Here is a 25599-nt window from a genome sequence, read left to right as displayed (position 1 = left end):
ACGGCCTCCGGTTATTCCAGGGTGAAGGTGATCTCTTCGTCTTTCAGCTTTTGATCGCTGAGCTCATCAAACTCTTCGTCACGCTCGGTCACCGGTTTCTTCCACAGCGATAGCATGACGCCGCAAATCACCGTCCCGATCCCCAGCGCCAGGCAAAACAGCAGCGGATGCGTAAAGAGTGGAACCACAAACATGCCGCCGTGCGGTACCGGGCTTTCGACGCCCCATACCATAATCAGGCCACCCGCTATCGCCGAGGCCACCACGCAGGAGCCCACCACGCGCAGCAGATCACGCGCCGCAATCGGAATAACCCCTTCGGTTATCATGCAGATCCCCATCGGGAATGCCGCTTTCAGCGCCTCACGTTCCGCACGGGTGTACTTGTGACGCGTGAGCAGGAAGGAGAGCGTAATGCCGAACGGAGGGATTATCGAACCGACAAACTTCACCGCTTCGGGGCCATACACGCCGCTGACCAGCATGCCGTCAGCGAACAGTGACATGGTTTTATTCACCGGACCGCCGAAGTCGAATGTCGCCATTGCGCCGAGAATGGCCCCCATCAGGAAGCGTGACCCGCCTTGCATGGACTCCAGCAGATGAATTAGCGCGTCCTGCAGCCAGGCTATCGGCTTGCCAATCAGCGTCATCATCAGCAACCCGCCGATGATGGTGCTCAATACGGGCAGCACCATGATGGGCATCAGACCCTGCATCGACTGCGGTAAACGGATATAGCGTTTGAGCAGCAGGACGGTATAGCCAACCAGAAAGCCGCCCAGCATCCCGCCAATAAAACCGGTATGAATTTCGCCGCAGACAAAGCCGACAATCAGACCCGGCGCAAATCCGGGGCGATCGGCAATGGAGTACGCAATCGCCGCGCTAATCAGCGGCACGATTAACCCCATCCCCCAGCCGCCAATCTGATTGAGCATCCAGGGGATAGTTCCTGTTTTTTCGCCCACGTTAGTACCGCCAAGTATTTGTCCGAGGGCAATACAGATCCCGGCGGCTACAATTAACGGGATCATCCACGAGATCCCCGTTAATAAATGTTTTTTTATTTCCTGAGATAGCGGAATTTTATTTTCACTCATGTGAAATCCCTCCAGAATGAGGATCGCTACTGGTTATTATTAACTAATGATTTTTCGACCTTTTCAAGAAACTGAATGGGCGATTTTATGACAATTTCGGTTTTTACTCGCACAATACGTTTGTTTGAGAAGCGTTCCTCCCCTTTTATTTTGACATCGACGGCAAGAATCACGACATCCGCGGCAGAAATATCATCTGCCAGCAGTTCGTTTTCCGTACCGATGGTGCCCTGGGTTTCAACTTTTATATTATGCCCAAGCGCTTTAGCACCTTTTATTAATTTTTCACGGGCAATATAGGTGTGCGCAATACCCGCCGTACAGGCGGCAACACAAACAATATTCATAACATGCTCCACATTTTATTTAGCAGACGTTGGATTCAGCATATTGGCTAAACAGCTCAATAATTTTCTGTGGACTACTTTCAACTAAGAGTTGTTCAATAATGTCATCATCCGCTAGCGCGCCGGCAACCTGCGAGAGCAGACGAATATGAGTAGTGTTTTGATCTTCAAGACGTACGGCAAACAGAATGATGCAGCGCACATTGCTGCCGTCCAGGGTTTCCCAGGGAATATCCTGACGGGTACGACCAATCGCCAGGGTGGTATTAACCACCGCCGAGGATTTCCCGTGGGGGATCGCAATATGATTTTCGAAGCCGGTCGAGCCTTCGGATTCACGCTGCCAGACATCCTGAATAAACGTTTCCCGGCAGCTAATTGCCCCATCCTTTTGCAGAATATCAGTAAGTTCCTCAATAGCCTCCGTTTTGTTCGTAGCCTTCATATCCAAAATAACGCGATTTGTATTGAGAATTTTCGTGATGTCCATCAATCATACCTCATGGAGTTCAGACATTAATTTTCAACGACCAGCGACGTCGCCCGATGTAATTTTTCCGTAATAACCGTTTCCGTTACCCGCTTAATATCCGCATCATTGAAAAAGGCGGTGACATAGACGACCGGCATGGCAATGGCGGGTAAATTAATGGTCGATACCACCAGCTCAATATCGTCCGTCAGTACGGAGGGCAAACTGCCAGCTGACACCACGCCGACAATTGTCCAGTCCGGAAAGGCGCGCAGAATGCGGCTCTTGAGTAAATGCGAAGTGCCAATCCCGGTTGAGCAGACTAACAACACCCGCTTACGCGCTATCTGGCGCTCCATTGCTGCCTGAAAATGGACGGTTAAGTATCCCACCTCATCTTCCGAAACGGCCCGCTCGCCCCAACCGCAAAATACCCGATTCACCGCACATTGGGTCAGACGCCAGACGTCCTGCAACTCGCCTTTGATATCCTCCAGTAGCGGATTACGAATGCGGATCTGGTAGTTCAGGCGGTTAATCAGCGGCTTAATATGGATCAGCAACCCGTCATACAGTGCAGTATCCTGGCTGAGATCGCTGTCGACCATCTCGGCGAAGATGGCAATCAGTCGATGGGTAATCAAGCGCGCTTCGTCGCTGGAGTGCATATGACCAATCACGCTCACATCATTATGTTCCTCAATCACCACGCCGGACGAGATAATGTATTGATAGATAAACCAGACCTCGTCTTCCGGCAGCGGGTGAGCGATACGTTTTTCGATATGCTGAATCATACGACTGGCAATAGAAAAAATATTCTCGTCGCATGAGGTGATGTTTTCATCTTTTCTCGGCAGCGCATTTCCGCGTGTGATGCGGTACATCATGATCAAAATATGGGTGAAGATATTGACGTAATAAGGCTCCCCCAATGACCAACACAGGTCGTTCTCCATTTCCTGCAGCAGCATCTGGACAAATAAAACGTCTTCCTCGCCGAAGTAATGCACCAACGCTTTATAGCTGCCGGGATCAAGACGCGAATACACCATGCTGCCGGGTTCATTATGGTTAATCACACCGTTAATCAGCGATGCCATCGCCTGGCGCACGCTGCTCTCACTACCTTCAATGTGCGTGCCGCTTTGACTGCGGATAAGCGATAACCCCAATGGCGTTATCCAGGATTCAATCACTTTCAGATCGTTAACAATCGATGCGCTACTAATAAAATAACGCTCAGATAATTTACTGATCGACGTTTCATGCGGCGTTTCGCTTAATAATTGCGATGCTATCTTAACGCGCCGCGAATTACTCATCATACCGTCAGTATCATCACCCTCGTTCCCTAATAACTGGTCCAGATACAAAAGGTCTGTAATATTATCGGCACTTAATATTACGCCTGCGCCAGTACGTTTATCGATGGCTATTTTCCATTCCGCTAACCATGGTTCCAGTAACCGCAGATCGCGCTGCACGGTTTTCTCTGAAACCGATAAATATTCGGCAATTTTCAGCAGCGTGACATATTCCTTCCGGGACAGGAGGAATTTTAATAATCTGTTTTGTCGCGAGGTAATCATTTGCATTATTTACCCTTATCACACACCAGATTAAATATCTAAAGAAGCGTTTATGCTCCACGTGTAATCCGTGATGATAAATATAAGAGGACTACGATGCGCCAACAATACTAAATCGTGTCCTGTATTCCGGACAGAAATAAGACAAAACGGGGAAATAGTGAGATATTTACGGCGCAGATCACAATTTTTACGGGAATTAGAGTGATAGCGCTCGCAAATATGGGTAGGTAAAATTTTAAGTCAGAATATTTTTGATTTTCAGATCTGGAACGCTGCTCGCAGCGTGGGCCGGATAAAACACATCCGGCACCACGTAGACTGAATTTACAGGGTTATCGTCAGAGTATCACCTTCAGGCGTTACCACTACGCCCTGCTCACTGCCGGCATATGAACCGCCCTTCACGCCGCTAATTTGCGGGATATTACGCAGGCACAACGTCCAGTTACGCGCTTCACCGCGACCTTGTACGGTGATGGTTTTACCCGTACGTATCGCCTTCAGCGTGAAGATAACCGACCCGTCAGCAGCCGGGACCTCACAGACCGCTTCCCTATCCTCTTGCAAATGGAACAACTGGAATGCGGTCCCTTCATGCCAGGCATAGTCCGGCTTCTGGTTATTACTGCCCAGCGCCAGCAGGGTGTTGTCGCGCACGTACACCGGCAGACTGAGGAAGTCATGCTGCTGTTTGTACCAGCGGCAGCCCTGTACTTCGTCGTTGTGCCACAGATGCGTCCAGCGGCCTTCCGGCAGATAAAACTGCACGTTACCGGCTTCGGAGAAGACTGGCGCCACCATTACCGAATCACCCAGCATATACTGGCGATCGAGATAGTCGCATGCAGGATCGTCCGGGAACTCCAGCATCATGGCGCGCAGCATCGGCGTGCCGTGTTCGTTCGCCAGCGCGGCCTGACGATACAAATACGGCATCAGGCGGCACTTCATTTCGGTGAAATAACGCACCACATCGCAGGACTCTTCATCGTACGCCCATGGCACGCGGTAGGATTTGCTGCCGTGCAGGCGGCTATGGCTGGAGAGCAGCCCGAATGCACACCAGCGCTTGTAGACGTCCGCCGGGGCGGTGTTTTCGAAGCCGCCAATGTCGTGGCTCCAGAAGCCAAAGCCGGAGAGACCAATGGATAAGCCGCCGCGCAAGCTTTCGGCCATGGATTCATAGTTGGCGTAGCAGTCCCCGCCCCAGTGCACCGGAAACTGCTGCGCGCCCACGGAGGCGGAACGGGCGAACAGCACCGCCTCTTCTTCTCCGACGGTCTCTTTCAACACGTTCCACACCAGTTCGTTGTAGATGTAGGCATAATGGTTGTGCATTTTCTGCGGGTCTGAGCCATCAAACCACTGCACATCCGTTGGAATGCGTTCACCGAAATCAGTTTTGAAGCAGTCCACGCCCATCTCCACCAGACCTTTCAGCTTGTTGGCATACCATTCGCAGGCTTGCGGGTTGGTGAAGTCATAAATTGCCAGCCCCGGCTGCCATTTATCCCACTGCCACAGGGAACCGTCCGGGCGTTTGAGCAGATAACCTTTCTCTTTCAGCTCCTTGAAAACAGGTGATTTCTGACCGATGTACGGATTGATCCATACGCAGACTTTCAGCCCTTTCGCTTTCAGGCGCTGAATCATCCCTTTCGGGTCCGGGAAGGTCACCGGGTCCCACTCGAAGTCACACCACTGGAAAGCCTTCATCCAGAAGCAGTCGAAGTGGAAAACGTGCAGCGGTAGATTGCGCTCGGACATGCCGTCGATAAAGCTGTTCACCGTCGCTTCGTCATAGTTGGTGGTAAACGAGGTGGTTAGCCACAGGCCGAACGACCAGGCGGGCGGTAGTGCTGGACGACCGGTAAAGCGGGTATAGCGATCCAGCACCGCTTTCGGCGTCGGGCCGTCGATGACGAAATATTCCAGATACTCGCTTTCGACGCTGAACTGCACTTTCGATACTTTCTCAGAGCCGATTTCAAACGATACGCACTGCGGATGGTTCACCAGCACGCCGTAGCCACGGTTGGTGATATAGAACGGGATGTTCTTGTAAGACTGCTCGGTACTGGTGCCGCCATCGCGGTTCCAGGTCTCTACCGTCTGCCCATTACGCACCAACGCGGTAAAGCGCTCGCCCAGCCCGTACACCGTTTCACCGACGCCCAGATCCAGGCGCTCGAACATGTAATTGCGTCCGCTGTTGGCGTCCTGTACATAGCCGTTGTTTTTCAACTGGCTGCCGGTAATGCGTTCACCGTTACGCAGGAAATCCAGCGACCAGAACTCGCCTTTGGTGACGCGAACGCTCAAATTACCGCTCTTCAGCTCAGCGAACTCAGCGGTGTTCTGCATCTCAACGTTTACGTCCTGCTGCACGTTCAGCGGGTAATGCGGACCGGTATCCAACGCGCCCTGGAAGTGTTCCATCCGGACACCCACCACGCCTTCCTGCGGCGAAAAAAGGCGCAGCGTGAACAACGGGGTATCGAGTTGCCAGGTCCGTTCACGTACGTCACGCGGCGCAACGTAGACCAGCATCTCATTACCTTGCTGTTCAACCTCGAACACCTGGATTGGGTTAATCACATTCAGGCCGGGCTGAATCAGCCAGTTTCCGTCGCTAATTTTCATAATCGGTTCCTTAGTTCTGTAATTCTTTCGTCGTAAAATCTTGCTGATTACGGTGCGCACCCTGCGCCAGCTGACGCATAATTTCAGTCAGATACGGTGTTTTCAGGGTGTAGAAGCGTTTGGCAATCACGGCACTCAGCAGATAGCAAATAGCCGGAATAAGGGTGAACAATGCAATGATGATGGTGATGGTGGCGCTGTTTTGCGTTTTCGCCGCGGCATCGTAGCCACCGCCTGCCAGCATCCAGCCGATCAGCGCCCCGCCAAGCGCCAGACCCAGCTTGAGCACGAACAACGTTCCCGCAAAACTGATGCCCGTCAGACGTTTGCCGTTACACCACTCGCCGTAATCAACGGTGTCGGACATCATTACCCACTGGATTGGCGTTACGAGCTGATGCAGGACGCCAATCACGAAGATAAAGACGAACATGGTGATGTTGGCATGCATCGGCACGAAGAACATCGCCACGCTGATGACGGCCAGCAGGGCATTCGTCCACCAGAAGACGCTGACTTTGCATTTCCAGTCAGTCAGCGGTTTTGCCAGCGCAGAGCCAATCAGATTGCCGACGCAATAGGTGGTAAGGAAAGCGACAAATACTTCCGGTGTGCCCAAAATCCAGGTGACGTAATACATCATCGCACCGCCGCGAATGCAGACCGCCATAATGTTGAGGATGGTGAGCAAGCCGACAATGCGCCACTGGTCGTTCTGCCAGATATCACGCAGGTCTTCACGCATTGAATTGTTGGTTGGCGGCGCTTCAACACGTTCTTTGGTGGTGAAAAAGCAAAATGCGAGCATCAGGAACGCCACAACCGAGAGCACTGCGATTCCACCCTGGAAGCCCAGAGCCTTATTTTCGCCGCCAATCAGCTTTACCAGCGGCATCATCAGGACGGTGGAGAGCATGCCGCCCGCCGTCGCCAGCACAAAGCGCCACGATTGCAGGGAGATGCGCTGCGTCGGGTCATTGGTGATCACGCCGCCCAGCGCGCAATAAGGGATATTGACCACGGTATAAAGCAGGGTTAGCAGCGTGTAGGTGATGACGGCATAAATCATTTTGCCGTGCAGGCTGAAGTCCGGCGTGCTGTAGGCAAGCACACAAACCAGACCAAACGGCAGCGCGCCAAACAGCACCCACGGACGAAATTTCCCCCAGCGTGAACGGGTTCGGTCAGCAAGCAGCCCCATGCAAGGGTCTGAGATGGCATCCAACGCGCGGGCCAGTAAGAACATGGTGCCGACAAATCCGGCTGGGATACCAAAGATATCGGTATAAAAGAACATCATATATAACATGACATTATCGAAGATGATGTGGCTGGCGGCATCGCCCATGCCATAGCCAATCTTCTCCTTAACAGACAGAATCTCACTTTTCATTACGCATCCTTGTTTGCACTTTCACACGCACTGGTACCGGTTACAGTTCTTGTAAACCATCCCTGTGAGCGCGGGTATTGCGATATCTCGTTATCAAATTACGATTCTTGTTTTCTGTGATCAGGGTAGCGTCTAAAAATGTGTCCAAGTGTAAGTAATGGATTTTGCGAGGATTTATTTGAAACGGGTCATGGTATGGAGAAACGGAAGTTAAAAAAGTGAGTGAGGGGGTGTGGAAACCCCAGGAAGTAGCTATAATGCGCCCCGCCTCCATGTAGCAATCGAGGCGCGGAAGATCGTCATCTCCGGTGAGGTGGCTGGACTTCAAATCCAGTTGGGGACGCCAGCGTTCCCGGGCAGGTTCGACTCCTGTGATCTTCCGCCAATTTGCCTCTCCTGAACTCCCTCGAAGTCAACAAAACCCCTGTAATACCTGATAAAACAAGAGAAATAACCCCACCATTGTCGCCTGAAGGTAATCGGCATCAAGTCCTTTTTGGGGGTACATTAGGGGGTGTTATTTTCCTTTAAAATATCAGCACCCCCATAATGGTAAAAATGTGATATATAACAACAGGTTTCAAAGACATCTTTGTTATATAAGGGGTACATGGGGGTATCAGGTTAATCATTAGCGGAAGTCCCCTGGAGGATGGATTCATCAAAAGCCGGAGGATGTAATGGCGCTAACCGATGTAAAAGTGAAAACCGCAAAGCCAAAAGAAAAGCCCTATAAGCTGACCGATGGCGGCGGCATGTATCTACTGATTAACGCTAATGGTTCCAAATACTGGCGTATGAAGTACCGCTTCGCCGGTAAAGAAAAGATGCTTTCCATTGGCGTATACCCTGATGTTTCCCTGGCTGACGCACGCGAAAAGCGCAGTGAGGCCAGAAAAATTCTCTCCGCTGGAGGAGATCCGGGTGAAGTAAAGAAAGAAGAAAAAATCGCCCAGCAAATGAGCCAAAAGAATACGTTCGAGGCCATTGCCCGCGAATGGCATCAGACGAAAGCCGATCGCTGGTCATTACGCTACCGCGATGAAATCATCGACACCTTCGAGAAGGATATCTTCCCTCATACGGGAAGACGCCCTATCGTCGATATTAAGCCGATGGACTGGCTTGAGATCCTTCGTCGCCTTGAAAAGCGCGGCGCTTTAGAGAAAATGCGCAAAGTCCGCCAGCGTTGTAATGAAGTCTACCGTTACGCTATCGTTACCGGGAGAGCTGAATATAATCCCGTGTCAGATCTTGCTACAGCGCTGGCAACGCCTAAGAAAACACATTTCCCGTTCCTCACAGTCGAAGAGTTACCACACTTCCTTAAAGATCTGGCCGGATACACCGGTAGTATTATCACCAAAACAGCCACACAGATCATCATGTTAACCGGCGTGCGTACACAAGAGCTGCGTTTCGCTCGCTGGGAAGATATCGATTTTGAGAAGAAATTGTGGGAAATCCCGGCAGAAGTGATGAAGATGAAACGGCCTCATATTGTGCCGCTCTCAGAGCAGGTCATTGCGCTGTTTGCACAGCTTGAACCGATCTCAAGGCATCACCCGCTGGTTTTTATCGGCAGGAATGATCCTCGCAAGCCGATCAGCAAGGAAAGCATTAATCAGGTTATAGAATTGCTGGGATATAAAGGCAGGCTGACGGGGCACGGTTTCCGCCACACGATGAGCACCATTCTGCATGAGCAGGGGTTTAACTCCGCGTGGATTGAAACGCAGCTTGCACACGTCGATAAGAACGCGATTCGCGGGACGTATAACCATGCTCAGTATCTTGATGGGCGTAGGGAAATGATGCAGTGGTATGCGGATTATATCGATGAGTTAGGGAGAGCTGGGGCCGTGGTAGAAGGGATGTTTGGGAAGACGGCATAAATTAATAAATAGCCTTCTAGCAGTAAAGATGGCTATTTATTTAAGGTTTCATGACGCTTTGTTTTCAAAAAGCTCTGAATTGCTGGCGTAAGGTACTTTCCCGGAAGGAACCACCTTTGCAGCAGTATTCAAATGCACATCCTGATCGTCAAAGAAAATGTGCGGTTTAAATGCCTTCAAAACTTTTGTTTTCTCTACACCGCCAAGAAAAAAAGCTTCATCGACATACACCCCCCAGCTTCTCAGTGTTTTAATGACGCGCATTTCCGATGGGCTGTTTCTGGCGGTCACCAGTGCAATACGGACAGGGGAATACTCAACTCTTGTCGGTAGTCGCTCCTGAAGCCTGGCTACTTTTTTTAGCAAAGTGGCATATGGACCCTCAGCCATTGGGATATCTTGTTGTGCATCCTCCAGCGCATGAAAAGCAGCCATGCCTTGAGTCTTATAAACTAACTCACTTTCATCAGAGAAAAGCACGGCATCACCGTCAAACGCAATGCGGACCTGCCCTTCCGGGATATTTGAGGCGTCGGAGGGAGGATCTTTGAGGATTGCAGCGGCGCAGAATCGGGAATCAATCACCTTTTGCGCATCTTCAACGTTAGTTGTTAAAAACAGATCCACATCAAAGGCATCAAGGTAATCGGCAACGGTTTCGCCTGCGGTAAAAGCTGAACGTGTAATATCGAGTTTGTCATGGCGAATGGTATTTAGAACACGGATACCTGTATCAGGACTGTTACGCGACATAACAACGACTTCAACCAACGGTGATTGATCATCCGGTTGACGATACTGGTTCAGACCCAGAAGCGCTTTGACCAAGGGGTAACCTGTACCAGGCTGCAAAGGTTGGTTTTCGTGTTCCAGCATGTAGGCGCGATACTTTTCAATGGCGCTATCAGGATCGGTCGCATAGGTTTCCCGAAACATGCGATCGCATTCACTCATGTCAAAAAGCGCAGTTGCACTGATGCCAATAACTAAGGTGTTACTTAAATCTAAAGGCATTGTTTATCCTGAAGTAAAGGGGCAAGATTACTGCACCACCGTATCATAACGCAGGCACTGTGTAGCGGATACTGGCCACAGATCTATAGATAATGGGCCAAATTGCCAGAACAGATAAATGAATTTTAAAGGTGCAAAATTTTTTAATCATGCACTGGAGATGGCAACCGCAATGTCTTACCGTTGTCTCAGTTGAGGATTTTTGATAGGGAATACCAATATGAATTTCAAGAAAAAACTCGAAGAGCATTTTAAGCAGTTTGAGGCATCCCCTGTGTTATTTGTTGGCTCCGGAGTGTCTCGTCGTTACCTTGGTGTGCCATGTTGGCAAGACCTTTTGAAGCATTTTGCTGAGGCGATTGGGGAAAATCATATAAAATTAAAAACAAAATCTAATGGTGACTTACCCGAATATGCACAATTATTAGTGTCGGCATACGCTGAGAAATGGTGGGATACTAAAGAAGGACAATTAGCATTAAGTGAAAAAGAACAGGAGAAAATTTTCATTAACGAACAGTCTCCTTTGAAGTTGTCAATATCTAAATATATTGAGAGTGCACATAAAAATATTATAGAAAATGATGAGTTAAAACACGAAATTTCTCTTTTTGCGAAAGCAAATATTGATGGGGTTATTACCACAAACTGGGATGTTTTTCTAGAAAGCCTTTTCCCTAAGGAAGGTGCGAATAAGTCACCAAACGCAAAAAAACGCCTATGTAAGTGATTGAATTTAATTGACTAAAAGTTTCATTTTCGTTGCGGAGGGTACTTATTCGCACCTTCCTTAATGATGACAGTAATTCTTCCAAATCGTTATGGTTTATTTTTTTCTTAATGCTATCGACTTTTAATTTTATCTTCATAAAAGAAGTCAGTACGTTTTCTGGGGGGATGTTTATTTTAATCTTCCCAACTATATCTTTATTCAGGTTCGCCATCGTAACCCCACGAGACTCTTTCTGTAAAAAGTTCTTAATCGAATCGCTAGATAAATATTCGTTCAAATAAAAAGAAAGTATTTCATTTGGCGTTTTTAATCTAATAAAAAGGCTTCCTGTGCCGCAAAACCATCCATCCTCTTTATCATTAATCAGTGCACAACGACCCATTTCTCCTCTTCGGCCCATTATAATGTCACCTTTTTTTAAATGATATTCTTTTAGTTTGTCATATTTGTGGCGATCTACGCATAGTTTAAAGTTGGGAATGATAATACCATTTTTAATATTTGTAGGGTTAATTAGTGGTATACCATTTTCAACATAATCTTCCTTATGAAGCTGGGTTCCAAATGGTCCAGTTTGGATAAATGCTATGTCTTTTAAATCTTTCAACTCCCAACCATTTAATAAAAAAGTTTCATCATTTGGAGACGCTCAAAACGCGTCTGGTGAAGCCATATGACCTATGATTGCACTCGCAGCCCTTCCACGCTTTCTGATGGTAGGCTGATCACTGTTTTCATGCTGGTTTCTATGCTGCCAACGATGTCTTGGCGTGGGCCGTTGCGCCAGTCGGCGCTTGCGTAGAAAGAACCGAGAACCATTGCCATGCTTTCGGCGCTATCAAAGCCGCGAATCGGGTAGTAGCAATCCGGGTCATGAAGCGAGTTGCCAAACGAAACAATGTCGATCCCGTGGCGCTGGTGTATTACTCTTTCATTCCACTTGGATCTGTAATATAAGTGAGGAGGTTTTTGAAGTAAAACGATATTGAGTAATTGATGGTTTATGTTGTTCTGCTATAAGCTGACAATAACCGTCTGTCAGATGTTTATTGAAAATAAATAAACTTAATGTTGTGGAGGATAAAGTGGAATTGGAGAAGGTTCTTAAATTTTCGGTTGAGGATGGAAAATCGCTGACCGACGATGAAGTTATTGAAGTATATAAATTGATTGAGGTTAACATTGAACATGTTCGTTTCTCACATAATGATTTCTTTATTTATCTTTCGGATCGCTACCTAGATCTATCGATCGCAATGGATGAAAAGGATAGGGAAAAAGAAAAAAGTCGTAAAAGTGTTATCAGAAATTCCTTGGTAATTCTGGTCGTGATGGTTGCAATTTATGGTAGTGCCAAGCTAGTTAGCTATATAACAAAACCCAGCGAACTGGATATACAACAGTCTCAGGCCTATGCTTCTTTACGTATTGATGCCATTAACCGCAAGCAACAGGCGTTGCAGTTTTTAAAGAGTGCGCCAGATGTATCGACAGAAGATCTCTCTTTGATTACGTCTACGATTACGAATTCTGGGATTAGTTTTGGGGATTCTTTTGTTCTTCAATGCCAAGAGTATGGAGAAAAGGTTGCAATAAACACATTGGCTTTATCTCCGAATTTATCGAGCGAAACAATTAAAGCATTACAGCAAGCCGTTGATGCACAATGTGAGTTGTATAATCTTGATAAACAGTAAGGTGGATATGTTTAACACCTATATTGAACAATACACTAAAAGTAACTTTTAGTGTATAGCCACTTGCTATCGTGTAGAAAAGATATCAACCAAAGGAGCACGGACGTTTATGGCGACTTACCGGCAGATTGCTGATGATGTTAAATCCCGAACAGGGAGAACAGTCAAAACATGCTGGATAGCGCATGTTAAGTCATTGCATGGGCTAACCCGTCGCGTATCACCTAATCGGATCAGCATCGAAAGCCGGGTTTATCCTTGCCCTGATAAATGGGTTGCGGAGATCGAGCAATCAATGAGAAATCTGGGCGAGCTTTAGCTTTGCCGCGCAACTCAACTTTGGAGGCTGTTTGCCTCTATAAGGATGATTCTGCCTCTGCCGAAGTTTTTGAACGCAACGCCATAGAGGGACGCTTGCCGATCTAGGAGATCGACTTTCCCGCGCCCAACTTATCCGGCTGCATTTACACCGCGAGCACTTTGTGCGTTAACAACGTTCGGTTCGGATTTGTTTGTCTCGAAGGTGAGATAGAAGAGACATGTTTACTTTTGAAGGGAAAGGTTTAAAGCATAGAAAACCACAATTTTTAAAGATGTTAAAACACAACTTGTTTTTATATGTTTAACCCTTCCTCGGGGGGGGAAGCCGGACATATCAACCCTAAGGCCATCTGAGAAGATAGCCTGTAGGTTTGCTCGGTTCCCCTTGCCAGATGAAGATCAAGTCTTCCTCGTGGTGTGACGACCTTTCTTGAAAGATGCATTATGCGCAAAAGTAGCTACTCAAGAATCCGCCGATAGCTACTTTCACCCTCTGCTTGGCTGCATCAAACGCTTTCGCGCCCTACCTACCACAATCAACGTTTTGCAGAGTTCCCGTCCTAACGTTATCCGCAGATGCGCGGTAAAGCTCCACCAACCCGGACCGGTTTACCGTATGTGGTAGGTGTCGGGAGACAAGCTAACACACCGTTTTTTTCAAGAAAAGTTATATATCAGATAACTGCGTTCGTATTCTGAACGCAGTCGCTATGTGCATGGTAAGTATATAAAAACAAGGTGATTTTTACATGGAAAGGGTGTGCTTCGATTCCCCTGTAACTTTCAAGGTAAAGCACATAGTGTTGCAAATGCGGTGACATGCGCATTCAACGCGCTGGGAAGCCCTGTGGCGTGTTTTTTATCAGGGGTAGTGGATTTACTGGCTCGAAATTTGTGGCACTATCTCAATGAGTCTGGAGAGATCTGTCGAAATGAGCATACTTCGCCGCGTATTCTTCACCAGTATAGTGACATAATGATCAGGCAGGCATTGAGGGGGCGTATGAACCATAAACGCTGGATAAGCATCCAAACACATAAGAAGTTCTATAGGGCCCGCTGTGAGTTTTTGGACTGGGTTGATAGGGCGTGGGAGCATTCATTTTCTTGCTTTCTTTTGCAGATATCGGGATTCCTGATGTTTGGTGTTCTTGGAATTGCCTCCTTGCTTTTTGGTATTGGTGCACATATGAACGCTTTCCCGGAATTATATCGAAACGACAAAAAACGTAGACCAGTAAGGTTTAAGTATTCTTTGACTTTATTTGTCAGGGAGAAGGGATGGATTTTCCCCGTTATGTTCGCACTTTTGTTTGTTTCAGTTGTTGAACCATTCAATCCATATTTTTTCACTTCACCATTACTTTACTACACCATCAATGGCGCTGCGTTAGTTGTAGGCGGATTGTGCGGGGTATTTGTTTGTATGAGACTGTTTAGCTGGATGAGAGAACGCACTATTTGGCTATCGGAATGGCAGGATAAATACTCTGACGACAAGTAGTTCAGGCGCTTGGGTTTATTAATGATACCGCCATTATCTCGCATTCAGGCTAAGTATTTTCGATTCTTCAAAAAGTTGCTGCCAACAAACGACCGTTTTCTGACACCTCCCAATCGCACGCTTTCACACTGTTGGAAAAATAGCCTTGGCTTTTCTGGCAGGCCATCCTAATGTTGGCCTCGTTTTCTGGCGGGGGCCGGATGAGGAGATGACTATGGCGATTTTTGGCTACGGACGTGTTTCGACATCGCAGCAGGATACTGAGAACCAACGGCTGGAGCTTGGGCAGGCTGGGTGGCAAATTGATTACTGGTTTACCGATGTTGTTAGCGGGAAGGTTCCGGCAATGCAACGTAAAGCATTTTCTGAAATGCTCAATAAAATCCGCGATGGTGAAACGTTGGTAGTTGCAAAACTAGACCGTCTGGGGCGTGATGCGATTGACGTCCTGCAAACGGTAAGGGCGCTGGCTGACCGTAATATCAAGGTTATTGTCCACCAGCTTGGCACGACTGATCTCACCTCCGCAGCGGGTAAGCTTCTGTTGTCGATGCTGGCAGCGGTTGCGGAGATGGAACGTGATCTACTGATTGAGCGGACGCAGGCGGGTTTGTCGCGGGCAAAAGCTGAAGGTAAGAAGCTGGGAAGACCGTCGAAAATCGCCCCAGAAGCCCGTAGAGCGATTATCGAGAAAAAGAATAATGGAACCAGTGTCAGTGCCTTAGCGCGTGAATATGGCGTTTCCGACGTTTGATAAAATTGTGCAGTTGAAATCGCTCTGGAAAGTCTCGGCGATGGCTCTGATTGTCAGAATGCGCAATCTGAACGTGTGTAAGCGTAAGAGATGCACCATTTATTACAGCACTGGTTGCCTCAATCAGTGCTTTTTGACGATAAAGATGCAGAGGCTCCAGTATATTTTTAAAAAAATTTCGGCATAATGAACGCGCAGACATAGTGGTGATTTCCTTGAAATTGTTATTACAATCAATTAGATCGCAACATACTATGCATGTCTCCTTTTCTGTGGATTTGTCAGGGGATATCCCCCCTGTTATCTATACAAGACAAAAACTTACTGGAGATCCTCAATGGGGGGCACTAAAAATAGGGAAGTCTACAAAATCACAGTCATCATGATTTTACAAACATAATAAAATAAATAATTAAATAATATTAATAGGTAATTCCTATCTTAATGAGATAGTAAACCATTGCATATGATGTAAAAATGTTAATGGATGTCACAACCTATTTTCGGAAAAATAAATGAACAAAATATACAAATTAGTCTGGAATGTGGCCCATGGAGAATGGGTTGTTTGCTCAGAACTGGGTCGCAAGACAAAATTAGGCTCATTGCGTAGTTCATTGATTATTGGTGCTTTACTCTTATCTCAAAATGCAATTTCAGCCGAGTGTAGCACGAATGCTAACGGCACGATCACTGTAAATAATTCGATCAATACTGCGGGATGTAGCGTTGAATCTATAGGCAGTGAAATAGGCAATACTAGTATTTGGAATACCGGTATCCTGCAATATAGTCAGGGAGTCAACCGAAACATCACTATTTTAAATGACTTAAGTTTTACGATAAAAGGCAGTGCGGGGATTGCAGTTGGTGGTACTAGCCCAGCCTATGTTTCTACTTTTGATGCTTCAAATAAGACAATAGATCTTACTATAGCTAATCTTGATACTAATGCCGCTAAACCGGAAGGTGATAATATAGCGAAGGTAGGGGTTGGTTCATCACATGGGGCTACTGTAAAAATAGGAACAATGAACCTAACGATGCTGTCTTTACCAAACGGGACATCATATAGCGAGAGATTTGAACATTACGGAGTGGTAGCCGGATCAAGCGTAAATGCGGGTGAACAAGAGAACTTCAATGGAATGTATTCACGTGCGCTATTTGATAACTTAGATATCAATATGGCCTCTACGAACAATACGGGGTTTTTAGCTAGTTCGTATCCATTGGTCGTTGGTATCAGGGCTATTCAAGGCGCATCTCGTAACTCGGGGAACGGTGCCGCAGGATATGTGAGTGTATCCGATACACTTAATCTCAATATTAAGAATGGCAAGAATGATGCTATTGGGATTTACATATCAGGTTCGGAAATTAATAACGTCACCCCTCAGGTACACCTCCATGACAGTAATATAAAGATAGTTAGTAGCTCATCTCGCGCTAATGCCATACGGTTAGGTAAAAGTGCTGCGATAGGTACCGGAGAGGGGCAGTTATACTCCAGCGGTAAAATGTTCCTGGATACAACCGAAGCACCTAATGATGCCAGTATTGATATCATCTGGCAGGGTGCTTTATTAGATGCTAATGAAAATACATCCCGTACTGAAATAAAATCAGGCAAAGAGGCTATAACTATTAGCGGTAATGCCAGTCAGGCTACAGCTAAAACAATCACTAATTTTAACAATCTCATCGTGAATAAGACAGGTAACAATGGTTCCGATCTTATTAATGTTGCCGGTGGGCAGAATTTATACCAGTTGAGTGTGAGAGGGGAAGATAGCAATCTCATTTCTAATAACGGAAAGGATGCCTATATTCTGGATGTGGCTGGTTCAGCCTCCAGCGCAAGTAACGTTCTTTTCAATTTTTCTCAAGGGAGAATGCAAGGTCTGATCAATACATCTAATGCATCAAAATTGGATGTTAATATTGCAGACGATGCGACTTGGCAATTAGAAAAAAATGCCAGTAGTACTACCGCTAGTTTCACTACCTTGAATCTTAACAATTCGTCCCTGATCGCACATGACGTTAACAATGGGAATTCGACGGGAAATAATAGTATTTCCTCATTTACTCTCAAGGGTAATGTGCTGGCGAAGAACTCTGAAATAGATATGGCCAATGGGGTAGCTGGGGACCATCTAACCATCGACGGGAATTTCACTACTGGTGGTAATACATGGCTGATGGACTCGTACCTTACTGGAGAAGGAGTAAGTACCAATAATGGAGGGGATGGTAAATCTTATACGGATACTGTCACAATCACTGGTGATACTATTGACCGTGGTTATGATTATGTATGGATTAACAACCTTAACATGAACAAGCCAACAGGCCAGGAATCACTTGAACTTATAAAGGTCAATGGTCAATCAGATGGCGAGTTTCTGCTGCAGCGCAGGGTTGTAAAAGGGAATTATGAGTACCTGCTGAATAAACATAGCGATGATGGGGCTTGGTACCTGGAAAGCTTCGCAATGAAAGGTGAAACCGGGGCAACAGGTGAAACCGGGGCAACAGGTGAAACCGGGGCTACGGGTGAAACCGGGGCTACGGGTGAAACCGGGGCAACAGGTGAAACCGGGGCTACGGGTGAAACCGGGGCAACAGGTGAAACCGGGGCTACGGGTGAAACCGGGGCAACAGGTGAAACCGGGGCAACAGGTGAAACCGGGGCTACGGGTGAAACCGGGGCTACGGGTGAAACCGGGGCTACGGGTGAAACCGGGGCTACGGGTGAAACCGGGGCTACGGGTGAAACCGGGGCTACGGGTGAAACCGGGGCTACGGGTGAAACCGGGGCAACAGGTGAAACCGGTGCTACGGGCGGAACTGGCGGCCATACCCCTGTATTACGGCCAGAGAGTGCAAGCTATGCCGCGAATGCCTGGAGTGCTAATCATATGTTTAATATGACGTTGCATGATCGTATTGGTGAAAGTGGATTAGTGAAAACCACTGCTGAAGATGAATTAGCCTCGTCGCTATGGATTCGCTCAACTGGGAAACGGACAGAAAGTAATAGTTCTGGTCAATTAGATACTCGAATTTATGACACTACTATTGAATTAGGTGGCGATATTGCGCGTTGGGATACTAATCAACAACGATATCATTTGGGTCTGATGGCTGGGTACGGTAATAGTAATAATAAGACAACCTCTTCAGTGACGGATTATCAATCGAAAGGGAAACTTTCAGGCTATAGCGTTGGTATGTATCTCACTTGGTTCGAGAATGCCCTTGATAATTCAGGATGGTATACCGACAGTTGGTTACGCTGGAATGACTTTAATGCCAGTGTCTCGGGAGATCAGTTATCTAAAGAGGACTATAAGCTTCGTGGCATTACTGGTTCTCTTGAATCTGGTTATGCATGGCGTGTAGCTGGCAATGATAAAACCAGTTTCTGGCTGACTCCACAGGCCCAGGTTACCTATTTAGGTGTTACCTCAAATGATTTCACTGAAAAAACAGGTACTAATATTAAAGGAAACAAAGATGCGGTTGAATCTCGTCTGGGTGTACGGGCCAGTACTACGACCCATACAAGCGGGACCTTCATTCAGCCGTATGTTGAGCTTAACTACAGGAACTTAAACCGTTTACAAAGTCCAAATCTTGATGGACAACGTGCAGCGGCTATAGGTGGTAAAAATTCGTTCGAAACGAAAGCAGGGGTTGAAACAACAATTAGCGATAATACCAGACTTTGGGCTAATGTTTCCTATGTAACAGGAAATAAGGATTTCAATTCATATCAAGGGATGATTGGTATTAACGTTAAGTTTTAATTAACTATGGTAAGGGAAAGGAATCCCTTGCCACATTCTGAAAAAATTTGAATATAATTTTGTCATCTGAATAATTAAATTCTTTCTGATGGAGGAGCGGATTCAGCAATATTTGATTGTTCATAGAAAAGCAAATTTTCACAATCGTAAACCGGAAAAACTATAATAAACTACACGTTATACATAGTGTGTACAATTTTTCGACGTAGATTGATGTCTATCACATTATTGAGAATTTCGCTGAGAGTTATTTTTAACATTGGTTGTCATTGAGACCGCATATTTTTGAGGTAAAAATGTCTCCATTACAGATTTTAATTTTGACGCAGGATTCATATCTGAAGATTGGCTTATCTTTCTTGATAAAAGAACTAATTGGGCAAGTTCCAGTTCGTATTAGTGACGGTGTCGATCTCTTCGACGAGCAACTGTTTGGAATGTGTGATTGCTTTATAATTAATGATAGAGTGACATGGGATATACTTAACCATCCTTTAATAAAGAAATACGAAAATTGTAGAGAAAGAAATAGAATAATTATTCTTTCTGCTGAGATAAATGAATTCAAAAAATCTTTGGAACATATTCTTTTAAATTCAATGAGGCAAAAAATTTTTTTTAATAATATGAAGGGATCACATAATATAAAAAAATTAACTGCAAAAGAATGTGGTATTCTTTCATCTTTAATTTCAGGCAAAAAAATAATAACGATAGCCAAAGACTTTAATTGCTCGACTAAAACCGTTTATGCACATAAATATCATATATTGGAAAAGCTCGGATTTAGCTCAATAAACCATCTTATCCTTTTTTTAAATAATACTGAAAAATTACAAAAATATAGGAAAGCCCCTACAATGAAGGACATAAATAATGTTTAATAATCGGTTTCAGTCAACTGATTTTATTATTATATGGATTTCTAATCTTGGTGATATCGCTGCAGCATTTGGACCAGAGACCCATCTGCAATGTATATCAGTGGTACGGCAAAGGTTAATAGACGGCGGATTGCCAGCTGTTGCTATAGAGTTGCAGGATGAGGTTGTTACTATAGATCTATCTATGCTGCCAACAAATGTGTTATCCGAAGTTACCCATGTAGAAAACTACTCTACCGATCGACAGGAGGATAAACTTGCACAATTTCTTTTCGCTATTGTCGGTGCAGAGTGCATTGATACAATTCAAGGCCAAGTTTATCTACGCGTTGAAGTTAAATTTCTACGGATCAATGGTACACAATACGGATTTACGGATCGTAGTTCATTCCTTGCTGAGCAATCCACGCGACGACCAGCACTAGTACCAGGAATATTGACTGCTTGGTGTCAACGTTTTCGTTCCGATATGAAACACGCCGCTAATCTATTGAATGGGCTACGTAACGGATCGTTAATACTTGTATTCCAGCCGATTGTTCATTTTATTAATGGGGAAACTGTATGTATATATAGCGAAGCTCTATTACGTCATATTGCAGAACCTACATATGCTCCAGAAGATGCTATAAATGCACTAGAAAGACTGAAACTCATTTCTCACCTTGACTATAGTGTAGTCAGTACCATTCTTCAACTCTTGCGCTATCAGCCTAATCAACATATTGCGGCTAATATCTCTGCGGTATCACTAAATAATAACGCGTTTTGGCATCATCTGATAGAACAGCTAGAAGAAATGCCAGATATAGCGAGCCGCCTGATCCTCGAGATTACGGAAACTGCAGAGATTAGTAAAATTAGCGACGCAATAAGACTATTGGGACTCCTTAAAAAGACAGGAGTTCGCATTGCTTTAGACGATGTTGGCACAGGGATGACTACGCTGGAGTTTATAGCGATAGCCCATGCTGATATCATTAAAATTGATCGTTCCGTATTGCAACGTTCTTCAATATCTTGCTCCGGTGTAGAGAGCTCTGAACTAGCAAACCTCGTATGTCTGTGCAAGAACTATGCAGGTTTGGTTGTAGTTGAGGGGATAGAAACATCTGAACAATTAAATCAAGCAATTGGTCCTGCGCGTGCTAATGGTGTTCAGGGATATTTAATCAGTCGGCCAGAAGTTCAGGCTGGATGGATGAAAACGGCTCCATGCCATGTCGTGGATGTTTATAATCAGTTTTTATCATCCCAACTTGAGGTGATTTTAAGAAATTAAAGACGCTGTACACGATTTTTCAGTGCGACATGAGGCTGTTCCTGTGATTGTTTCAGCCAGTATGCAGTAAGACGTGCGAAGAAACCTGCTGTCTTATCAGCAGTTCCCTACCCGACTGTGTGTTGAGAACAATTTCAGGGTACAAACTGTCGGGGACAACGTAGCCACGGATTATCCGTAAGAGTGAATCGTGAGGTTCAATCTGAAACTGTCCCCCGCAGGTTGTGAAGGGTAATTCCTCTATTTTTAGCGGAGGCGATAAGTAGAATCAGTTCATGTAATGAATATGCTGCATCGGTGTAAAACCATTCAGTGCCATGTTCGGTCGTTCGTGATTATAGAACCATTGCCATTTTGTCGCATAGTCCTGCAATTCATTCAATGATGAAAACAGGCTCTGTCCCAGCCAGTCATAGCGTATTGTCCGGTTATAACGCTCAATATAGGCATTCTGCTAAGGTTTGCCCGGCTGAATAAAATTGAGTCGAATATCTTGCTTTTCAGCCCATGTTATCAGTGTATTACCTATATACTCTAGACTATTATCACAACGAATTGAAGCCGGTTTTCCTTTCCATTTAATGAGCTGCTCCAGCGTTCTTATGACAAGGATAGCTGGCAGGGAAAAATCAACCTCAATAGCAAGGCTTCACGATTGAAGTCATCAATCACATTGGGTAAACGGACAGCCTGGAACAAGAGTTCCGACTTCAGCTTGTTTAAGAATGGCGATGATCTGACTGTCAGTAAAACGTGATCGTTGAGCTTAGCTGCCCTTCGGGTCATAGAAATCCTTTTTAAATCAAGTTAGTAGAAAATTATACTTATGAACATACCGATTTTTCGAGGGGATTTCCGGGAGGGGGTCAAAAAGCTCTTCATACGGATATTGGATAGGGAACAAATAAGACTCAGCATATGCTCTGATGCAAGGGAAAAATAGATACTTAGTTGTCATTAATAATGTATAAAAAAATGATAAATGATCTTGACCCTCCATCTCCGAACAGCTTTTGTATCTTAAGTTAACGATGTCCGCTGCCGCCGGTATTCCCTCGGGGAGTGATATCCCAGCGCGCTGTGCGGGTGGTTTTCATTGTAATGCGTGAACGCTACTGCAAGGTTTCGCAGTGCTGTTCTCACATCCGGTTTTGGCATGAACGCGATATAGTCTTCTTTCATCGTTTTCACGAACCGTTCGGCCATGCCATTACTCTGCGGGCTGCTCACCGCTGTTGTGCAGGGCTCCAGATTCAGCTCTCTCGCGAACCTCCGCGTTTCATACGCGGTATACGCTGAACCGTTATCCGTCAGCCACTGCACCGCTGTGTCGGGCAACCTGTCGCCGAAGCGCTTTTCCACCGACCTCAGCATCACATCCTGCACGGTCGAACTGTCATAGCCTCCCGTGCTTGCTGCCCAGTCTATGGCCTCACGGTCGCAGCAGTCCAGCGCGAACGTTACCCGCAGTTTTTCGCCGTTGTCGCAGCCGAACTCGAAGCCATCTGAACACCAGCGCATATCGCTTTCTGCCACCGCTATCTTGCCCTTATGTTCACGCTTCGGTCGCTCTGGTTTGTGATGCAACAACAACAGGTTATGCTCGCTCATTATCCTGTAAAGCCGTTTGGCATTCACAGGTGGCTGTCCCTCTGTGCGACGTTGCTTGCGCAGGATGCCCCACACGCGTCGATAACCATAACTCGGCATATCGCTGATAATGTTGAGGATAGCCGACAGTATTTCTGCGTCTGCTTCTTCATTACGCCGGTTACAGCGCCTGTCCTGCCAGTCGGCAGAACGGTTAATCCGCAGTGACAGTTGCGCACGCGACACGCCCATGGTCCGGCTGACCATGGCTATTCCCCGTCCTTTGGCAACAAGGGCGCGTGCGCTATCCATTTTCGCGACTGACCGTACTCCACGGCTTCTTTCAGGATCTCAACTTCCATCGTTTTCTTGCCCAGAAGGCGCTGAAGCTCCCGGACCTGCTTCAGAGCAGCAGTAAGCTCAGAAGCAGGAACGACTTCCTCTCCAGCCGCAACGGCGGTGAGGCTGCCTTCCTGATATTGCTTCTTCCACTTAAACAGCAGGCTGGGCTGGATACCATGCAGGCGGGCGACATGGGAGACATTCATACCCGGCTCCATCGTCTGCTGGATAATGGCGATCTTCTCCTGAGGAGTTTTACGTTTACGGACTTCTTGCCCTAACAGGATCCCGGTCATCTCAAAATTGGCGTTAGTGTTAGACATATATTCAAGCCTATCTCTTATCTGGAGATACAGCTACTGTCCGGTGTTTCAGGGGGCTACATCATAAAAAAATGATAAATATCAATCTATTATTAGATATTTATATGTTTTTTAGATCATAAATAATACAAAAAAACAGTACGCAGTGTATGATTCTTAGACTATATTTTGATCTAATTAAAAATAATTCTAATATTGTTGTGGGTAAGGAAACTAACTATGCACCAATTAGACATAAATGATAAATATGAAAAGATTGCTATTCTGCGTGATGAGATGAAGAAAAAAACTTCAGGGGTAATGGTAGTTGAGGGTGGGGAGGTTGGTGTCGCAAGGATATCAAACGTTGGTGTTGGAGTCGACTCTTTCTCATTTTATTGCGAAGATAGTTTTATAATAAATGAAGTCATTGAACTTAAACTGTATAGTGATATAGGTCAAATAAACATTTTATCCAAGAGCATAGGAAGATATGGTGCCCAAGGGGAATATATGGAAGCCAGCATACCTATCAAAATGATTATTACTCAACGCCGTAAAGAACGGCGATTTACCCTGAGAAAAATTGACAATTTCTATTGCTATGGTAAGTTCAGAAACGGTGAGAGCTATAGATATGATATCTCTGATATATCATTGGGGGGATGCGCTCTAATAAGTTTTCAACCAAATATGCGATTTTTAGTTGATGGAGGTATCCTGAAAAATTCAGTAATTTCCCTCCCAAAGAAGGTAAGCTTGAATATCTCATTAAGGATAGCATCTATTTCATATAACACTATCATACATGACGATAAAATAATTAATTTCGTAACTAAAATATCTTGCGAGTTTCTTTTTCAAAATGACTATCAACGTAATACCATAAATCAGGTAATATTAGACTTAACCAATAATATCCGGAAGGGACATAATAGATACTATTAGTTGAGCCTATCCGTAATTTTGTGTAACTGTCACTGTATTAAAGGTGACGGCTCAGACGGTCACTAAACTCGATTATAAAACGACTCATTGCCAGTCGCCAGTTCTGGATCGGCATATTCCATGATCCTACCCAGCAATAGTGGATACGCAATTAAGTGAGTAAACTCTCAACCAGAGGTGACTCATGACAAAACTAGCATCAACAAATAAAAAGCCCCGCAAACAGCACACGTCTGAATACCGCAACGAAGCCCTAAAGCTTGCGGAACGCATTGGCGTCGCTGCTGTCCGCCAAGCTCAGTCTTTATGAATTGCAGCTCTATACCTAGCGTAGTAAGCAACAGCAACAAATGACCTCTTCAGAACGTGAAAGTGAGGTGGCCGCAAAAAATGTCCGGTTAAAGCGACAGCTGGCGGAACAAGCTGAGGAACTGGCTATCCTCCAAAAGGCAGCGACATACTTCGCGAAGCCTGAAATGGTAATTCCTCTATTTTTAGCGGAGGCGATAAGTAGAATCAGTTCATGTAATGAATATGCTGCATCGGTGTAAAACCATTCAGTGCCATGTTCGGTCGTTCGTGATTATAGAACCATTGCCATTTTGTCGCATAGTCCTGCAATTCATTCAATGATGAAAACAGGCTCTGTCCCAGCCAGTCATAGCGTATTGTCCGGTTATAACGCTCAATATAGGCATTCTGCTAAGGTTTGCCCGGCTGAATAAAATTGAGTCGAATATCTTGCTTTTCAGCCCATGTTATCAGTGTATTACCTATATACTCTAGACTATTATCACAACGAATTGAAGCCGGTTTTCCTTTCCATTTAATGAGCTGCTCCAGCGTTCTTATGACAAGGATAGCTGGCAGGGAAAAATCAACCTCAATAGCAAGGCTTCACGATTGAAGTCATCAATCACATTGGGTAAACGGACAGCCTGGAACAAGAGTTCCGACTTCAGCTT

Annotated in this window: 19 protein-coding genes, 1 tRNA gene and 4 pseudogenes; 11 read left to right on the top strand and 13 right to left on the bottom strand. The window is 45.7% G+C overall.

Features of this window, described 5'->3' with window-relative positions:
- Positions 1 to 11: 11 nt before the first annotated feature.
- The 6 genes from OOJ59_RS06560 to OOJ59_RS06535 form a co-directional block, all read right to left on the bottom strand.
- Positions 12 to 1103: a PTS fructose transporter subunit IIC gene (locus OOJ59_RS06560; protein WP_006687644.1), complete on the bottom strand. Its 1092-nt coding sequence runs from the start codon at positions 1101 to 1103 to the stop codon at positions 12 to 14.
- A 26-nt stretch (positions 1104 to 1129) separates the two neighbouring features.
- Entirely contained in the window at positions 1130 to 1450 is a 321-nt protein-coding gene (locus tag OOJ59_RS06555; RefSeq protein ID WP_006687645.1) for a PTS fructose transporter subunit IIB, read from the bottom strand.
- Positions 1451 to 1469: 19 nt separating this feature from the next.
- On the bottom strand, positions 1470 to 1940 hold the full coding sequence (locus OOJ59_RS06550; protein WP_003024008.1) for a PTS sugar transporter subunit IIA: 471 nt from the start codon (positions 1938 to 1940) through the stop codon (positions 1470 to 1472).
- 26 nt (positions 1941 to 1966) lie between these two features.
- Positions 1967 to 3520 (bottom strand): BglG family transcription antiterminator, encoded by a 1554-nt coding sequence (locus OOJ59_RS06545; RefSeq protein WP_137346639.1) that lies wholly within the window; start codon positions 3518 to 3520, stop codon positions 1967 to 1969.
- A 321-nt stretch (positions 3521 to 3841) separates the two neighbouring features.
- Entirely contained in the window at positions 3842 to 6160 is a 2319-nt protein-coding gene (yicI, locus tag OOJ59_RS06540; RefSeq protein WP_137346638.1) for an alpha-xylosidase, read from the bottom strand.
- A gap of 10 nt (positions 6161 to 6170) precedes the next feature.
- The gene (locus OOJ59_RS06535; RefSeq protein WP_038635456.1) at positions 6171 to 7553 is read right to left on the bottom strand and encodes a glycoside-pentoside-hexuronide family transporter; all 1383 of its coding nucleotides are present in this window, start codon (positions 7551 to 7553) and stop codon (positions 6171 to 6173) included.
- Positions 7554 to 7843: 290 nt separating this feature from the next.
- On the opposite strand from OOJ59_RS06535, the gene OOJ59_RS06530 reads away from it, so the two are divergent.
- Both OOJ59_RS06530 and OOJ59_RS06525 read left to right on the top strand, forming a co-directional pair.
- Positions 7844 to 7938: transfer RNA gene (locus OOJ59_RS06530), tRNA-Sec, on the top strand.
- Positions 7939 to 8233: 295 nt separating this feature from the next.
- Positions 8234 to 9448, top strand: a complete 1215-nt coding sequence (locus OOJ59_RS06525) for a tyrosine-type recombinase/integrase (protein ID WP_039026320.1) — start codon at positions 8234 to 8236, stop codon at positions 9446 to 9448.
- A 48-nt stretch (positions 9449 to 9496) separates the two neighbouring features.
- Here the strand turns inward: OOJ59_RS06525 and OOJ59_RS06520 are convergent, their stop codons facing one another.
- On the bottom strand, positions 9497 to 10462 hold the full coding sequence (locus OOJ59_RS06520; protein ID WP_108168505.1) for a 5'-nucleotidase: 966 nt from the start codon (positions 10460 to 10462) through the stop codon (positions 9497 to 9499).
- Between the two features lie 220 nt (positions 10463 to 10682).
- Between OOJ59_RS06520 and OOJ59_RS06515 the strand changes: the two genes are divergently transcribed.
- Complete coding sequence (locus OOJ59_RS06515; protein WP_223374964.1) at positions 10683 to 11192, top strand: hypothetical protein; 510 nt, start codon at positions 10683 to 10685, stop codon at positions 11190 to 11192.
- Here the strand turns inward: OOJ59_RS06515 and OOJ59_RS06510 are convergent.
- Positions 11140 to 11802, bottom strand: a complete 663-nt coding sequence (locus OOJ59_RS06510; RefSeq protein ID WP_108168504.1) for a restriction endonuclease subunit S — start codon at positions 11800 to 11802, stop codon at positions 11140 to 11142. The genes OOJ59_RS06515 and OOJ59_RS06510 overlap by 53 nt on opposite strands.
- Before the next feature lie 71 nt (positions 11803 to 11873).
- Entirely contained in the window at positions 11874 to 12179 is a 306-nt protein-coding gene (locus OOJ59_RS06505; protein WP_071934064.1) for an NIPSNAP family protein, read from the bottom strand.
- A 101-nt stretch (positions 12180 to 12280) separates the two neighbouring features.
- On the opposite strand from OOJ59_RS06505, the gene OOJ59_RS06500 reads away from it, so the two are divergent.
- From OOJ59_RS06500 to OOJ59_RS06490, 3 genes are all read left to right on the top strand, one after another.
- Positions 12281 to 12892 carry a hypothetical protein gene (locus tag OOJ59_RS06500; RefSeq protein ID WP_057523672.1) on the top strand — a complete coding sequence of 204 codons (612 nt, stop codon included), beginning with the start codon at positions 12281 to 12283 and terminating at the stop codon, positions 12890 to 12892.
- 1324 nt (positions 12893 to 14216) lie between these two features.
- Positions 14217 to 14717: a hypothetical protein gene (locus OOJ59_RS06495; RefSeq protein ID WP_108168502.1), complete on the top strand. Its 501-nt coding sequence runs from the start codon at positions 14217 to 14219 to the stop codon at positions 14715 to 14717.
- A gap of 214 nt (positions 14718 to 14931) precedes the next feature.
- On the top strand, positions 14932 to 15471 hold the full coding sequence (locus OOJ59_RS06490; protein ID WP_131380329.1) for a recombinase family protein: 540 nt from the start codon (positions 14932 to 14934) through the stop codon (positions 15469 to 15471).
- Positions 15472 to 15541: 70 nt separating this feature from the next.
- Here OOJ59_RS06490 and OOJ59_RS06485 read toward each other — a convergent pair.
- A pseudogene (locus OOJ59_RS06485) lies at positions 15542 to 15673 on the bottom strand (IS4-like element ISEc60 family transposase); the annotation flags it as partial.
- Positions 15674 to 15986: 313 nt separating this feature from the next.
- On the opposite strand from OOJ59_RS06485, the gene OOJ59_RS06480 reads away from it, so the two are divergent.
- The 3 genes from OOJ59_RS06480 (at position 15987) to OOJ59_RS06470 (ending at position 21452) form a co-directional block, all read left to right on the top strand.
- Entirely contained in the window at positions 15987 to 19286 is a 3300-nt protein-coding gene (locus OOJ59_RS06480) for an autotransporter outer membrane beta-barrel domain-containing protein (protein ID WP_020303467.1), read from the top strand.
- Between the two features lie 296 nt (positions 19287 to 19582).
- Entirely contained in the window at positions 19583 to 20170 is a 588-nt protein-coding gene (locus OOJ59_RS06475) for a helix-turn-helix domain-containing protein (protein ID WP_008814943.1), read from the top strand.
- The gene (locus tag OOJ59_RS06470; protein WP_020303466.1) at positions 20163 to 21452 is read left to right on the top strand and encodes an EAL domain-containing protein; all 1290 of its coding nucleotides are present in this window, start codon (positions 20163 to 20165) and stop codon (positions 21450 to 21452) included. Before OOJ59_RS06475 ends, OOJ59_RS06470 begins: the two co-directional genes overlap by 8 nt.
- Positions 21453 to 21720: 268 nt before the next feature.
- Here OOJ59_RS06470 and OOJ59_RS06465 read toward each other — a convergent pair.
- Both OOJ59_RS06465 and OOJ59_RS06460 read right to left on the bottom strand, forming a co-directional pair.
- Positions 21721 to 22145, bottom strand: a pseudogene (locus tag OOJ59_RS06465) (integrase core domain-containing protein); the annotation flags it as partial.
- A gap of 327 nt (positions 22146 to 22472) precedes the next feature.
- A protein-coding gene (locus OOJ59_RS06460) for an IS3 family transposase (RefSeq protein ID WP_089617520.1) occupies positions 22473 to 23680 on the bottom strand; the annotation gives its coding sequence in 2 pieces (ribosomal slippage) (positions 22473 to 23359 and positions 23359 to 23680; 1209 coding nt in all).
- 246 nt (positions 23681 to 23926) lie between these two features.
- Between OOJ59_RS06460 and OOJ59_RS06455 the strand changes: the two genes are divergently transcribed.
- On the top strand, positions 23927 to 24634 hold the full coding sequence (locus tag OOJ59_RS06455; RefSeq protein WP_008814940.1) for a PilZ domain-containing protein: 708 nt from the start codon (positions 23927 to 23929) through the stop codon (positions 24632 to 24634).
- 184 nt (positions 24635 to 24818) lie between these two features.
- A pseudogene (locus tag OOJ59_RS06450) lies at positions 24819 to 25106 on the top strand (IS3 family transposase); the annotation flags it as partial.
- A gap of 44 nt (positions 25107 to 25150) precedes the next feature.
- Here the strand turns inward: OOJ59_RS06450 and OOJ59_RS06445 are convergent.
- A pseudogene (locus tag OOJ59_RS06445) lies at positions 25151 to 25599 on the bottom strand (integrase core domain-containing protein); the annotation flags it as partial.

It is taken from the genome of Citrobacter sp. W9 (genome assembly GCF_026719375.1).
Taxonomy (GTDB): domain Bacteria; phylum Pseudomonadota; class Gammaproteobacteria; order Enterobacterales; family Enterobacteriaceae; genus Citrobacter; species Citrobacter werkmanii.
Note: the sequence above shows the minus strand (reverse complement) of the source record. Positions and strands in the feature narration are given on the sequence as shown.